Source organism: Streptomyces sp. NPDC008125 (assembly GCF_042957125.1).
In the GTDB taxonomy this organism is placed as follows: Bacteria; Actinomycetota; Actinomycetes; order Streptomycetales; family Streptomycetaceae; genus Streptomyces.
Genome location: NZ_JBIBHR010000066.1, coordinates 1 through 1,089, shown reverse-complemented (window position 1 = coordinate 1,089; position 1,089 = coordinate 1). Strand labels below are relative to the sequence as shown.

The following is a 1,089-nucleotide window of genomic DNA, read 5'->3' as shown; positions in this document are numbered from 1 at the left end:
GAACAGGTCGTCTTCCAGGGCGACTTCGACCGTTCCGCCGCGGTGCGAGGCCTGCGCGGGGCGGGGGCGGTCGAGGTTGAGCGCGTGTTCCTCGGGCAGTCCTTCCAGTTCCTCGCGCCAGAAGGCGAGTTCCCGCGAGAGGACGCTCCCGGTGTCGTCGGGCGAGCCAAGTGCTCGCTGCTGCCATACCGCGTAGTCGGCGTACTGGACCCGCAGTGGTTCCCGTACCTGGTTGCTCTCGACACCCGCGTTCCGTGCCGTGTAGGCGTGGGCGAGGTCAGTGAAGTACACGTTGCCGGACTCGCCGTCCGTAGCGATGTGGTGCAGCACGATCACCAGGTGGTGCGTCGCCTCGTCGAGGCGGAAGAGCGTGACGGTGAGCGGTAGTTCGGCGCGGAGGTCGAAGACGTGACGGCCGGCTTCGGCCACGGCTCGGTCCAGTACGTCCGGCGTCACCTCGCGGTACTGGATCACCACCCGGGCCTGCGCGGCGGAGAGGACGCGCTGCCGAGGCTCGCCGTCGACCGTCTCGAACAGGGTCCGCAGGGGCGCATGCCGCTCGACCACGTCGTTGAGGGCCGCATCGAGGGCATCGACGTTCAGCGCGCCCTCCAGGCGCACCGCCATCGGTACGTTGTACGCGGTGCTGCCGCCCTCCAGGTCCGCCAGCAGCCACAGCCGCCGCTGGGCGAAGGACATCGGCGCCGACCCCTCGTCGGGGCTCCCGGTGGCGGACAGCGGAGGCAACGCCGGAAGGCCCTTCTCCGCGCCGACCTTCTCCGCGAGCCGCACCACCGTCGGGTTCTCGAAGACGTCCCGGATGGTCAGTCGAACGCCCAGGGCCTGGGCGATCCGGTTGGTGAGGCGGGCGGCGAGGATGGAATGCCCACCGAGCTGGAAGAAGTCGTCGTCGATCGACAGGTCGGTCCGCGTGTCGAGCGTGCTGGTGAAGAGGGCGACGAGGGTCTCTTCGAGCGGGTTGCGCGGGGCGCGGCCGCCCGACTCGACCGCGGCGGGTTGGGGGAGGGCGCGTTTGTCGATTTTGCCGTTGGGGGTGAGGGGGAGTTTGTCGAGGGTGGTGAGGTGGGT

Annotated in this window: 1 protein-coding gene; it reads right to left on the bottom strand. The window is 69.9% G+C overall.

Annotated elements, in window-relative coordinates; all coding sequences use genetic code 11:
• Positions 1–1,089: condensation domain-containing protein (locus ACFZAX_RS35465; RefSeq protein WP_390967111.1), on the bottom strand; the 1,089-nt coding region annotated here is incomplete at both ends.